The sequence below is a fragment of the Bacillus sp. SG20033 genome, from assembly GCF_044570195.1.
Taxonomy (GTDB): Bacteria; Bacillota; Bacilli; order Bacillales; family Bacillaceae; genus Bacillus; species Bacillus subtilis.
This window is the reverse complement of the sequence record NZ_CP172606.1, coordinates 760,683-773,641: the sequence shown is the minus strand read 5'-3', so window position 1 is coordinate 773,641 and position 12,959 is coordinate 760,683. Positions and strand designations below refer to the sequence as shown.

General features: G+C 51.1%; 9 protein-coding genes. All 9 read right to left on the bottom strand.

The genetic code is table 11. The annotated features are described in order from the left end of the window. Nucleotides 1–46 precede the first annotated feature (46 nt). Complete coding sequence (locus ACFVP7_RS03950) at nucleotides 47–1,555, bottom strand: extracellular solute-binding protein (RefSeq protein ID WP_015252604.1); 1,509 nt, start codon at nucleotides 1,553–1,555, stop codon at nucleotides 47–49. 121 nt (nucleotides 1,556–1,676) lie between these two features. After that, entirely contained in the window at nucleotides 1,677–4,250 is a 2,574-nt protein-coding gene (locus ACFVP7_RS03945) for a hypothetical protein (RefSeq protein ID WP_396583005.1), read from the bottom strand. A 43-nt stretch (nucleotides 4,251–4,293) separates the two neighbouring features. Next, nucleotides 4,294–6,285: a beta-galactosidase YesZ gene (gene yesZ / locus ACFVP7_RS03940; protein WP_396583253.1), complete on the bottom strand. Its 1,992-nt coding sequence runs from the start codon at nucleotides 6,283–6,285 to the stop codon at nucleotides 4,294–4,296. Nucleotides 6,286–6,292: 7 nt separating this feature from the next. Beyond that, nucleotides 6,293–6,946: a rhamnogalacturonan acetylesterase gene (locus tag ACFVP7_RS03935; protein ID WP_396583004.1), complete on the bottom strand. Its 654-nt coding sequence runs from the start codon at nucleotides 6,944–6,946 to the stop codon at nucleotides 6,293–6,295. A gap of 157 nt (nucleotides 6,947–7,103) precedes the next feature. After that, nucleotides 7,104–8,942: a rhamnogalacturonan exolyase gene (gene rhgX / locus ACFVP7_RS03930; protein ID WP_396583003.1), complete on the bottom strand. Its 1,839-nt coding sequence runs from the start codon at nucleotides 8,940–8,942 to the stop codon at nucleotides 7,104–7,106. 45 nt (nucleotides 8,943–8,987) lie between these two features. Further along, nucleotides 8,988–10,850: a rhamnogalacturonan lyase gene (gene rhgW, locus ACFVP7_RS03925; RefSeq protein WP_396583002.1), complete on the bottom strand. Its 1,863-nt coding sequence runs from the start codon at nucleotides 10,848–10,850 to the stop codon at nucleotides 8,988–8,990. Nucleotides 10,851–10,970: 120 nt separating this feature from the next. Continuing rightward, complete coding sequence (locus ACFVP7_RS03920; protein ID WP_396583001.1) at nucleotides 10,971–11,597, bottom strand: YesL family protein; 627 nt, start codon at nucleotides 11,595–11,597, stop codon at nucleotides 10,971–10,973. Then, complete coding sequence (locus tag ACFVP7_RS03915; protein ID WP_019712813.1) at nucleotides 11,594–12,256, bottom strand: YesU family protein; 663 nt, start codon at nucleotides 12,254–12,256, stop codon at nucleotides 11,594–11,596. Before ACFVP7_RS03915 ends, ACFVP7_RS03920 begins: the two co-directional genes overlap by 4 nt. Next, nucleotides 12,249–12,947: a rhamnogalacturonan acetylesterase gene (rhgT, locus tag ACFVP7_RS03910; protein WP_080121151.1), complete on the bottom strand. Its 699-nt coding sequence runs from the start codon at nucleotides 12,945–12,947 to the stop codon at nucleotides 12,249–12,251. The genes ACFVP7_RS03915 and rhgT overlap by 8 nt, the downstream gene beginning before the upstream one ends. Nucleotides 12,948–12,959: the final 12 nt, after the last annotated feature.

Genomic DNA, 12,959 nt, shown 5'->3' with positions numbered 1-12,959 from the left:
TCCTTTCGTGTTACCGGGGCGCCCGCCGAAAGGCAGGCGCATCGGTTTATTTTGACGATTGGTACAATTTGTTCAAGTCCTTCATCAGGTCATTGCCGCCGCTTTTTTTCCAAAGCTCCACCGCATCAGCGAACCCTTTTTCATCAATTTCTCCAATGATAAATTGTGTTCTCGCGTCGAGGATGATGTTGTCAAGCTGGGCTCCTTTTTGGGTATAGACATCAGATACAAGCGACTCAGCCGGGTTAAAGACGGCTATTTTTTCTCCTTCGGTTATGATGTCCTTGCGATGCTGGAAGAGCTTGGTTTTCTGGTCTTCGATGTAATACTCACTTTTCGGAATCGACATGCTGAACTGTGCCAAGCCTTCATGCTCATACAGGAGAGATTTGTTGTTTTTTTCAAGTGAGGTGAATACGCCGTCCTTGAGCTCGTAATTGCGGCCCTTCACTCCGTTGTTCGTGAGAATCTGCGCTTCCTTATCATTCATCTTATCGAGGAAGGACAGCACCTCTTTCAGCTCTTTTTCGGTTTTGACGCTTGATTTTGGTATCGTGATCATGCCTGAATAACCAGATGTCGGGAAGGTGCGCTTGCCATTCGGTCCCTCAAGCGAGCCGACGATATCAATGATATCCTTGTTCGACTCATCCGCCTCCTCCATCGCGCTTTGGATTTGAGACGCTCTTGAGCCTGTATCAACGATGACACCCGCTTTTCCTTTTACAACCGGATCATTCCACTTCGCAGAATCCATGACAGCAAAGTCCTTATTGATCAATCCCTCATCATAGAGCTTTTTAAAAAACGTGAGCGCATCCATGTATTCCTTCGTTGTAAAATCCGGAATCAGCTTTCCGTTTTCAACACCGTAGCGGTTCGGAGCGCCGAACCAGATTTGCAGAACATCCCATGGGCTTCCGTTGCCGAGTCCCATCCATTTCGGCACGACCATGCCGTACGTATCATCCTTGCCGTTTCCGTCAGGATCTTTTTCCTTAAAGGCTTTCAGCACTTCATAGAAATCATCAAGCGTTTCCGGCATATCCAGACCGACATTTTTCAGCCAGTCGGTTCTGATGATCATACACGCCCTGATCAGATCCCTCGTTCTATAGATTCCGTACACCTCGCCGTTCACCGAGCTGTTCTTCAAAATCTTTTCATCTGCCTGGCTTAAATTCTTGTAGTCTTTTAAATAAGGAGACAGCTCCCAAAACGCCCCTGCTTTGACAGACTTGATAAAGCCGGCTGACTTATCTTTAATGACAATCGCGTGAGGCATCTCTCCTGAAGCCATGACGATGTTGAATTTGTCGTTGTAGGATGAATCAGGCACCCATGTGACCTTAATCTCTTTGCCTGTGTATTTTTCGAGCGCTTTTAATGAAGGGCTCTTATCACTCGGGCTTTCCGGCGATAAAAGCGGCGCCATAATTTTGATCGTATCTTTCGAACCGCTTGCTGAATTGGATGTTTCCGAATGGCTGCATCCGGCGATCATCATGGCAGCAAGCGGCAAGGCCATCCATTTTTTTCGCATTCTTATTTTCATGTTGCGTAAGTCCCCCTTTTTTCAATTTGCATTTCCCCTTTGCCCCTCTCAATATAAAGCGCTTACATAAATTCTTGCAATCTTCATTTTTTGCACCATTTCTCCTATGAAATTCCGGCTGTTATCCTTTTTTGCCCGATGTTTCTTTTTTTGCCGGAAGGGAATCTCCGATCAGTTCCAGCGCCGCTATGACATTTAAACACCATTGAGAGACAGTGTTCGTTGTCACCCATGGAAGCTCCTCTAGCTGCGTCCATGTCTCGATGCGCTCCGGTTTGATCGGAAGCGGCGTATGGCTGAGCTTATCATCGAGCAAAAGATTCCACGCTTTGGCGGCGAGATGAGGATCTTGTTTTTTTCTCGCGGCGTAGGCTGTCATACCGGCGGCGAACATCGGCCAGTGAAAATGCCTGTCATGAAGAGCGCCTCCGCTTTTTTTCCGTTTTTCCTCATCACTGAGTGTGTAAAATTCGCCGAATTCACTCAGCATATCCTCCCATTCCCGGTCATCAAGAAGCTCAGCCAGCTCCATCCACACTTGCGGCGCGCCGAAGGCAATGATCATATGATATCCGCCCGCAATGCCGTCTCCCATGTGATGAAGCATCGAGGTCGCCGGGTCATATTCAAATGTCGGGCCGGATAATAAGCGGAGCGGCAGCCGCTTCAGACAGTTGATTCCCGTTTCGATTTTTTTGAGATATTCCGGATTTTCGGTCCGCTCCCATTCCGCCAGCCAGTTTGAGCAAAACGCCGCCCAGTCCGGTCCCGTTCTGGCGTGAGTCGGGTGCTTGCCTTTCTCGTAAAAAGCGCGCATCGGATCGGTTGTGACGAGGGCATAATCGGCATCCTTCACTTCTGTCAAAAGATCTCCCATCCGCTCATCACCCGTCAGATAATAATAGAATTTATAAAGCCCGGCCATGCTGATTCTCGCTTCCTTGCAGCCGCATCCCCAGTGCACAACGTTATGCCGTGAGCCAAGCCCGGCGTATTCACCTAGGTGAAAGCTGTCCGTTTCGCTCGTATGGCGGGTCATGGCTTCTGCCATTCGGAAGATATCCTCTCTGCCTGAGCGGAAAAACGCCTGCCACAGCCATAGGGTCGGAACGAGCTCATTGTTTTGCCATGCGTATCCGCCGAGATCGTACCGCCACATATGCCGGATCGGGTCATACGTATGCATGACATCGCCATAATGCCAAAAACCGTACCATCTGCGCTGCTCTACTTCCTTTTTATAAAACAGAAAGGCCGCATCGAGCTGTTCTTCCAGCTCTTTTTTGAGCGGATGGGATGTGTCAATGATGCTCCAAACCCCGAGTGCTTTTGATTCGTAATAGACGTCCGGCTCGCATACAATGAGCGGCGGCGCCTGCCATTTGTCAGCGAGCGCATTGAGAACTTCGTCAGACGGCATGTGCGAAAAGCATGCCAGGCTGATTTCATTTGTGTTCGCAATGCCTGTCGGATCAGAGCGCATTTCATCAAAGCCTTCATACGCGCTGGCCACGTGGGTGTTTCCTGTATAATGCCGCAAATCCATCGCTTCGCCGTCCGGGGGCCAAAGCCAGACGGTCATTTTGGGGCGGCTGCCGGCAAGACCTGTGATTTCCAATGCTGAAGGGTATTTCTCAAAGAAATACCGCAGGCCGAGAGCCACACCGCCATTTTCTCCGCCCGCATAGCAGAGCCCCTTCGCCCGGCTGCCATGCAGCATTCCGACCCACGCATAATCTTTTCCGGTCCGTTTTGACAGGCTGTAATGATCGCTAGAATCCTGAACAAGCTTCACATCGTCCCAAACCGCATTCTGTGTGCCATGTGCAAACCATTCCTTATGCTCTTCATCTGGAGACAGCATTTCGCCATTGATTTGTTTTTCATAAAGCGGATATCGTTCATTGAATTTACGTGTGCCAAACAGCTGGGCGGGTTCTTTGTACATCCCTTTCTCTCCCGCAAACCGGAAATGGCGGTTGTACGGCTCTCCCTCCAAAAAAAGGTCGAATTCGATGCCGAGCCCCTTAACGAATTCTTGTTTACCGCTCCTGTCAATCAGCTGCGTGTGCACAAGGCCGATCTCAGACAGCCCGGCATAAAACGTCAATCGGATGACAAACGGCAGCCATTCTTCATTCGTTTTATGAAGCACATGCACTCCCTCGATTTTGACCACTGCTTTGACAGGACCGTTCTGCTCAATCGCCGCCCGTTTGATAAAGCTGACAGACCTTTCATGCAAAAGAACCGTTTCCACCGCCGACTCTTTTCTCGTTTCTCTTATGGCAACGAGCCTCCCGCCTGCGGCGATCGGCTTTCCATTGATCTGCAATGATTGAATGAAATCAGATCCTGTTTTATGAATGGTACAAACGAGTGCTCCTGTATCCACTTGGATATCATGCTCTGTCTCATGAATGCTGAGCGATTCAGTTGGCTGCAGCACTTCTCTTTTGCGAACTGTAAAGCTTTGGTTTTCCTGACCGCCAAACACCGCCGCGTGCTTCGTCCACTTGATGCTCCCATCCGGCCAATAGGCCGACGGTTCGCTTTGCACATATCGCGTTTCCGCGTTTTCATTCATAAGCGCCAGACGGTCTCCTTTTTTACATTCTCCTTTTTTCCATGGCACGCCCCACGTCACGCCGCTTGTCAACTTTGGCTGTCCTGATAACCATTTGATCTTTTTCATCTGTCTCTCCCTCCATAGAAAAAAGCTGATTCGATGCAAAGAATCAGCTGTGATTGTCAAATTGAATCACACGGTATTCATGCGGTCCGACCGCCAGCCTCCCCGCCTTTTCCAAGCGGTGCGTCAACAGATCTGTTCCCGCTTCCGGCAGTGTCACACTTCCTCCTTTTCCATCCATATTCACGATGATCCATACAAGGCCGTTATCGCCTTTGCGCGGGGCAACGATTGTGCCAGGCGTAACATCCGATCGGCTGGAAATAACAGCTTCCTCTGCGTAATGGCTGACGAGCGCTTCCAGCATCGCATCCCCTTCTTTCCCGGATGGAAGCGAGCCCAGCATGACAATTTTCCCCTCGCCGTAATTCCGTTCCGTCAGAAAAGCATGGCCCGCCCCCGGTCCTGCTTCAACCGTACCAAGGGTGTTTCCGCTCTCTGTGTCAAACACCGCGCTCCATAGTCCGAGCGGTGCCGTGATGCCAAACGCTTTTCCTGTATTCACGTTCTCATTCATCGGAAAGGTAAACAGTGTTTTGATCCCTGACGTTTTCTCAAGTTCGCCAAGTCCGCAATCGGTATGAATGGTATGCTCACATGTGCGCCCTCCTGTCAGCGGCCCGGTGATCCAGATGCCGCCCGCTTCAGCGAATGCCGAAGCTTTTTTGATAAATTCAGAAGACAGATACGGCACAAATGGCGTAAACAGCAAGCGGTAGCCGTCCAGTGGAGCGCCTTCCGGAATAAGGTCACGGTGAATCCCCGTGTTGAGAATACGTTCATAAAAATGCGTCACAAGCGAACGATGCCGGAGTCCCCGGTGAGGCTCAGTTTTAATAAATGCTTTTGCTCTGTCAGAGTAAGTCATCGCCGCCTCGGCTTGAACGGGTTCAGTCGATAGAATAACAGGCTCGATTTCCTTTCTTGCCCGCTCAACCGCCAGCACATTTTGATAGCCGATGGCGGGTTCGCCCCAGGCACTGAGAACCGAACCGTGGGAAATCTCGCTGCCTGAACGCTGCTGTCGCCATAGCCAGTAGCAAAACCCCTGGCCCCCTAAGGCGTAGGACGATACGGCTTCGGCCTGCAAATACCCGTCTGCGTGCGGGTAAGCGGAGCTTTCAAGCGAGGCGGCATACGACGGACTCGTTTCCAAAATCCAAAACGGGCGCCCCTGTTTCAGATTTCTCCATAAATCACAGTTCAATAAAAAGGCAGAGGCGTTTTCCTGCGAAGCGTACGTGTCATAGGAGGCAAAATCGAGATTCTGAAACATTCGCTCATTGTCCACGCTGAACATGACTGATCCGTTATGCGTGATCGGCGCATCTGAATAGCAGCGGATGATTTTGGCCTGTTCATCCGCAAACGAAGCGATCATCTCCATCGAAAACAGCTGATACATAGTGCTTAGGGAAGCGTGATGCAGAAACGGGGCCGGTCCCGGCTGCGGGACTTGCTCAAACGTCTGATAGGTTTCGCTCCACACATCGGTACCCCAAGCTTCATTCAACCGTTCAATCACCCCGTAGCGATTTTTGAGCCAGTCATGCCATAAGCGCATGCATGTCTCACACATGCATTCTGCAACATGGCATTTAAACTCATTGTCTAGCTGCCAGCCGATCAGCCCCGGGAGCCGGCCAAGCTTCTTGGCGATGGCTGTGGTGATGACGGCGGCTTTTTTTCGAAAATACGGGTTGTTCGTACAGGCATGCTGACGGGAGCCATGCCCCATGATCTCTCTTTTTTCATTGACATGCATGCGTTCGGGCCGGCCGTGTGAGAACCAAATCGGCGGGGTAGGCGTCGGCGTGCACATAATCGTTTCGATCCCGCTATCATACAGCCGGGCGATGATTTCTTTGAAAAAACCGACGTCAATTTTTCCTTCTTCAGGTTCCATGACAGACCAGGCAAATTCGCCGATCCGCACAACATTTACGCCAACTTCACGCATGATGTCAATGTCCTGCTGAATCGTCTCTTCATCCCATAATTCCGGATAATAGCAAGCGCCATGATACAGTTTTCTCATCATATTTTCACCTTTCTTTGATGATCGATTCTGTCAATGGCAGGCCGAGCTCCTTTATGCCTTTTGCCACAAGTTTCGCCATTTCATTTGCGCCTTTTTTTGTAAAATGCGTGTAATCGTTAATCCCTTCTGAAATCATAAAATAGGTGTATACTTTTTCCTCGCCCTTCTCAGTAAAGAAAGCAAGGCTTTTCTCCATCAGATCAATGAGCTGGACATTCTCCTCTTCAGCCGTCTGCTTCATGGCAATGCAGTAATCAGGAAAATCGTTCAAAAACACGCCGTTTTCGTAATGAAAGCGGGCTACGGGGGTAATGAGAAGCGGGTGGGCGCTTTTTTCCCGCGCGCCTGCGATATACTGCTTTAAATATTCTTTGTAGGTGGTATAGGGCTCGGTGTAGCGCTCCGGCTTATTTTTCGACGCGTCATTATGGCCCATCTGCACGAACAGCCAATCATCCGGCTCGATCACATCAAGGATTGCCTGAAGCCTGCCCTCTTCCACAAATGTTTTCGAGCTTCTTCCCCCGATCGCTCTGTTGATCACTTGAATATGCTCCGGCAGATGCGAGCCGAGAAACTGCCCCCAGCCCCCTTGATTTGTGCTGTCTCCATACGTTTGAACAGTCGAATCGCCGGCAAGATAAATATGATTTGCCATTTTTCATTCCCCCTCGTTTTTTATACAGCTTCCATCACGGATGGCTCTTCCCTTGAAAAAGACCGGTGTGTACAGCGCTTGAGCATTGGTTCGTCCTGCCCGTTCGTTAATCATCTTGTCGTAGCGTTCAGCCTTTGCGTCTTATCCCTTAGCCCTACTACAGCGGCGCCTCCGCTTTACTTCCCGCTATGTACAGGGCGGGCTTCGGCGGTTTTTTCATTCCCGTTCCGAGGTAAAAGCTCGTGTGCGGCGGCTGGTTGTAGGCGGTATTCTGCCAGGCGATGCCGAGCCTGTAAACCGGATCATGCATCAGCGTGTAAAAGCGGTGGCGGGTGAGATGTGTCGTTGTATAGATACGGAGCGCGCTGCTGTCTTCCGTTCTCCATATCACTTCTTCCCGCCAATCTCCGAACAGGTTGGCCTGAAGAACCGGGTTTCCTTTCGTGCCGTTGTTGGACAGCACGCCGGCCGGCTGAAATATCGTCTTCAGACAGCCGTTTTCAGCATCCCATTTTTCAATCTTTGGCCTGCCGATCGTTCCGTCCCAGTCATGATCAAGCAGTTCTCTGACCAAATCACCGTCCCACCAGATGGCGAAATTGGCTGAAGCGGGCGCTTTGTCGCTGATTTTTTCGCCTTTGCTCGTGAAAAGCCCGTACGACATGCCATCATTGCCCGGCGGATCAATTCCCCAGACGAGCGACCCTTTGTAGCTTGGGTCAATATGAGCCGCCATGCCCCGGCCAACGTCAGTTCCAGCATGGACGCCCCATAATATCTCACCGGTTCCGGCATCTCGCAGTGACAGTCCGTACGGCTTCGTGGCGTCCTCATGCACCTGGAACACTTCAAGCCCTTTTCGTGACGGGTCCAGATCCCCTACATGCATCGCGTCTCCATGCCCGAGCCCTGTTGTGTACAGGCCGGTTCCGTCATGATCGACCGCCATTGCGCCGTATATGATTTCATCCTTTCCGTCTCCATCGACATCCGCCACGCTCAAGCTGTGGTTCCCCTGTCCTGCGTACGCTTCATGTCCCGGCTGGTTGGAGTCAAATACCCAGCGTTTTTTGAGCCTTCCGTTTCTGAAATCGTATGCCACGAGCACGGCTCTCGTATAGTAGCCGCGCGCCATTACAAGGCTCGGCCGCTCCCCATCCAAATAAGCGATCCCGGCGAGAAAACGGTCCATCCGGTTTCCATAGCCGTCTCCCCAATCCTCCAGCTTGCCGCGGGGCGGTTCATATTCCACGGTCGTGAGTTCCTCACCGGTTTCTCCTTTAAACACGGTCAAATATTCCGGACCGGACAAAATTCTGCCCTGTTCGTTTCTAAAATCGGCATGCTCATCACCGATGATATGTCCTTTCCCGTCTGTTGTGCCGTCAGCTGTTTTCATGGCGATTTCTGCTTTTCCGTCACCATCCAGGTCATACACCATAAATTGCGTGTAATGAGCGCCTGCCCTGATGTTTCTGCCAAGGTTGATGCGCCACAAAAAGGTGCCGTCCAGTTTATAGGCATCTATGAGCACCTCCCCTGTATACCCGTCATGAGCGTTGTCTTTTGAATTGGACGGGTCCCACTTCAGGATGATTTCATATTCTCCATCCCCGTCCACATCCCCGACGCTGGCATCATTGGCGCTGTAGGTGTACGGCTTTCCATCCGGCGTCACACCGCCTTCTGGTTTGGCAAGCGGAACCTCCAGTACATTTTCCCGCCAGACTGGAGCTTCTTTGGACAGTTTTTCTTCCCTTCCCTTATTGACGGCCGCCACCTGATAAACAGCGTCAGCCGTTCCGTTTTGATCGAGAAAATTAGTGCTTTCAGCGATTGGATCGCGGGTGATCCGCTTTCCATCCCGATAAAGGTGAAAAGCCGTCGTCTCATGGTCCGTGCCGAGAAAACGCCAGCTGACAAACACGCCCTGTTCTGTCTTTACCGCAATCAAACCTCTGGTCAAGTATTCCATTTGCCTCTTTTTTGGTTTCATTTGATGGGAACGGGCTGCTCGCAGCCCGTTCCTTCCCCCTTTCAGTTAAGGCGTATACATATTTGGTTTTGGCTGTTCCGCCATGCCGTCTCCTAAAAAGAAGCTTGTGTGCGGCGGCTGGTTATAGGCGACATTTTGCCAGGCGATGCCAAGCCGATACACCGGATCGTGCATCAGCGTATACAGCCTGTGCTCAGTCGGAATGGCCGTCGTGTAAATGCGCAGAGCACTGCTGTCCTCCGTTCTCCACACGACTTCCTCGCGCCAGTCACCGAGCAGATCAGCCTGAAGCGCCGGTGTTGCTTTTGTGCCGTTGTTAGCCGCTGCGCCTGATGCAGTCAGCACATTTTTCGATACGCCGTTTTGATAATCCCACTTATCAATTCGGTTGCTGTCCAGCTGTTCCCGGAGCAGATCCCCGTCCCACCAGATGCCGAAGTTGGTCGAGGACGGAACCCCGCTTCCGATTTTGACCCCTTTCGCTGAGTAGAGAGAACCGTTTGCCCACACTTCCTGTCCCGGATAACGCGGGTCAATATCAGCAGCCATTCCCCGGCCTACATCCTTGCCGGCATAAACGCCCCAAAGGATTTTTCCGGTTGCAGCATCCCGGAAAGATAAGCCGTATTTTGCATTTTTGTCCTCATGAACTTGAAACACCTCAAGCCCCGGCCGGCCCGGATCAAGATCTCCTGTATGGAGGGCATCCCCATGGCCTAAGCCGGTCGAGTACATGCCTTTCCCGTCATGATCAACAGCCATTGAGCCGAAAATAATCTCATCTTTTCCATCCCCGTCAACGTCCGCGATGCTCAGGTTGTGATTCCCCTGTCCGGCAAACGCTTCGTTTCCTGACTTTGAAGAGTCCAGCGTCCAAAGCTTTGACAGCTTTCCGTCCCTAAAGTTATAGGCGACTAGCATGGTTTTAGCGTAATACCCTCTGGTCATGATCAGGCTCGGCCGCTGTCCATCAAGGTAGGCAATGCCAGCGAGAAAACGGTCAACACGGTTGCCGTAGCTGTCTCCCCAATCCGACACATTGCCGCGCGCCGGTTCAAAATTTGCAGTGACAAGCTCTTTCCCGGTTGAACCTTGAAACACAGTGAGATATTCAGGGCCTGAAAGCACACGCCCCTGTTCATTTCTGTAATCTGCATTGGCATTTCCAATTACTTTGCCCGTGCCGTCTTTTGTCCCGTCTGCCGTTTTCATCGCCACTTCCGCTTTTCCATCACCATCAAGGTCATACACCATAAACTGGGTGTAGTGCGCCCCCGCTCTGATGTTTTTGCCGAGATTGATCCGCCATAACTTTGTGCCGTCCAGTTTATACGCGTCAATCAGCACGTCACCCGTATAGCCATCCTGTGAATTGTCTTTTGAGTTAGAAGGGTCCCATTTCAGGATTAGCTCGTATTGCCCGTCACCATCCACATCGCCAACACTTGCGTCATTAGCGCTGTACGTGTAAGCTTCACCCTTTGGCGTCGTGCCGCCAGCCGGTTTATCCAGCGGGACGGAATGATACGGCTGCGCCCATACGGAGGCTTTTTCAGAAGCCGGCTGTTCGGTACCGTTTACAACAGCCCGAACCGTATACGTTGAGCCCGCCGATCCATTTTTATCCACATAGTTCGTGGTTTTGACAGGCGCAGCATTCAGTTTTTGCCCGTCTCTGTACACATTGAACAAAACAGATGCATTTTCGGTTCCAAGAAACCGCCAGCTGACAAAAATGCCCCCGTCCGTCTTGACCGCTACAAGCCCCCGGTTCAGCGCTTCCATCTGCCGCGCTGCCCCTTCAGCTTTCACAGGACATAAAGAGGTTCCCATCACCAACAAGACCAGCAACGTAACAGCGGTAAACATGCGTTTCCTTCGTGTAATCATCAGACAGCTCCTTCTCATTTATCTGTAAGCGCTTACTTAAATTGGATTTTATGCGCTGTGTGAGCTGTCTTCAATTTCACTTTTTTGCATCTGCCTATTTCGGACACTGCACTTTTTTGCGTATTTGTCATTTTTTTGTTACCCGGCTTGATGATGCTGGGCCTCCGTCTTTTGAAATCCCCGAAGAGCAAAAAACATCAACACATGCCCAAATAAACACGGGCCGTAAAATGGGATCAGGCCAGGAAGCGTATACAGCAAATAAAGGACAAATCCGCACCCGATCAGCATACAGCCGGTCGTCAGCGGTCTCATGGCGCCAAACAGCAGTGCCTGCGGTATATATTTGCGAAGCGGGAGCTGGTAATGCACATAAAGGGGAAACACATACATCAGCGCGATGATATACAAAAGCCCTGCAAGCAGCGTGCAGCTTGTTACGGCAAAGGATAGCCAATCCGTACTGGCAGAAAAATAATGATAGTTCGCGGACAATATGAGCAAAAGAGCCGAAAACGCCAATCCGATCGCATTAACCTTGAGAAACTCTTTTTTATAGGTATCGAGAAATAACGGAAATATCGGGACATCCTTTTGCCCCATCAGCCATTTCCTTATAACGGCACACATCGCGGCTGTGCTCGGCGCCCATCCGAAAAGAACGCCGCCCAAAAGTGTAAACAACAGCCACAGCCCGTTGAGCCATGCTATTTTCACCACCGCTTCGCAGCCTGCATAAAGCGCATCCGTTACAGTCGTCTTCATCTTCTCACCGCTTGATGTACGGCAAAATCCCTGTAAGCTGCTTTCATGGGGGCCATCTGCCGGAACCCGATTTTTCCTTTTGTTAACACAGGCCCATATGTGCTGCCGTCGTCCATCCACTCAAGAATGGGCAGACCATTGATTGAAAAGTGCACATAGCCTTTGTCTTTGATCAGCTTCATACGATACGGAGAATCAGCGTCGTCTGGAGAAGGCAGCGGATCGGCCCCCATTGCGGCGAGGTGGAAACCGCGGCTTTTTCTTAAATTGCAGGTGCGGAACGCTCTTTCCTCCGGGTACTTTCTGCGGAAATATGACAGGTGGAGGGCATTGATGTCCCCCGAATGATACTCGGGGTATTTTCCCGTTCTTTTCTGGAGACTTGGATCAAACAAATCCTCGCCTCCCATTCCCGCAGCAGAAAAAAACAGCATACACAGTCCAGGCTGCTCGATCGGAGAGAAGTCCCATGTCACAATGATGCCGTCTGGAAAGGTTTCCGGACACCAAAAGACAAAGTGCGCTTCGTCCTGGACATGTGACAGGTGCAAGCTGTGATCGTCAAATGAGATCTGTCCCCCTCCCTCCATCCGCCAGTCCTTCACATCGCTTTTAGACCGGAGCGGATTGCGATACAGGCAAGCGCCTTCCTTATACATGTTCTTTCCCCTCCCGGCTCACAAGGTGGTCCTTAAGCGGAAGTCCGAGCTCTTCAATGCCTTCTGCCACAAGCTTCGCAACCTCCATTGCACCTTTTTCCGAAAAATGCGTATTGTCCTCAATGCCGTCCGGGTAATTCGGATGTTCATTCGGCTGAAACCAAACGAACAATCGCTTCGACTCCTCCGGCCCGTATTCTTCATACAGCACCTTTGTTTTCGCAAGCAGATCAATCACAGGTACATCGAGCTCCTTCGCCAGTGCTTTCATCGCATCGGGATACTCACCGAGGGAATGCTCGATCCGTCCGTTTTCATCAAAGCGGCGGCGCTGCACCGATGTGACGAACACAGGATGCGCGCCCTTTTCGCGTGCCGTATCTGCAAACAAGGTAAGAAACTGCTGAAATGTGGAGTACGGCTTCGTCCCCCGCGGTTTTTGGTCATTGTGGCCGAATTGAATCAACAAATAATCGCCTTGTGTGATGCGCTCGGCAATTGCTTGAAGCCTTCCTTCCTCCACAAAAGAATTGGTGCTCGCTCCTCCTTTGGCATGATTGTGCACCACTACCTCTTCAGAAAACAATTGCCCGAATACCTGCCCCCACCCCGCCATCGGCGCTTCATGAGGCGGGCAGTCACTCACAGTGGAATCTCCCGCTAAAAATACTTGAATTGGTTTCTTCATCACATGTTCTCTCCT

What these genes read in the sequence shown, in the direction of transcription:
- yesZ (WP_396583253.1), bottom strand. Translation starts at nt 6,285, where the DNA reads ATGAGAAAACTGTATCATGGCGCTTGCTATTATCCGGAATTATGGGAT.
- ACFVP7_RS03935 (WP_396583004.1), bottom strand. Translation starts at nt 6,946, where the DNA reads ATGGCAAATCATATTTATCTTGCCGGCGATTCGACTGTTCAAACGTAT.
- rhgW (WP_396583002.1), bottom strand. Translation starts at nt 10,850, where the DNA reads ATGAGAAGGAGCTGTCTGATGATTACACGAAGGAAACGCATGTTTACC.
- ACFVP7_RS03945 (WP_396583005.1), bottom strand. Translation starts at nt 4,250, where the DNA reads ATGAAAAAGATCAAATGGTTATCAGGACAGCCAAAGTTGACAAGCGGC.
- ACFVP7_RS03920 (WP_396583001.1), bottom strand. Translation starts at nt 11,597, where the DNA reads ATGAAGACGACTGTAACGGATGCGCTTTATGCAGGCTGCGAAGCGGTG.
- rhgX (WP_396583003.1), bottom strand. Translation starts at nt 8,942, where the DNA reads ATGAAACCAAAAAAGAGGCAAATGGAATACTTGACCAGAGGTTTGATT.
- ACFVP7_RS03950 (WP_015252604.1), bottom strand. Translation starts at nt 1,555, where the DNA reads ATGAAAATAAGAATGCGAAAAAAATGGATGGCCTTGCCGCTTGCTGCC.
- ACFVP7_RS03915 (WP_019712813.1), bottom strand. Translation starts at nt 12,256, where the DNA reads ATGTATAAGGAAGGCGCTTGCCTGTATCGCAATCCGCTCCGGTCTAAA.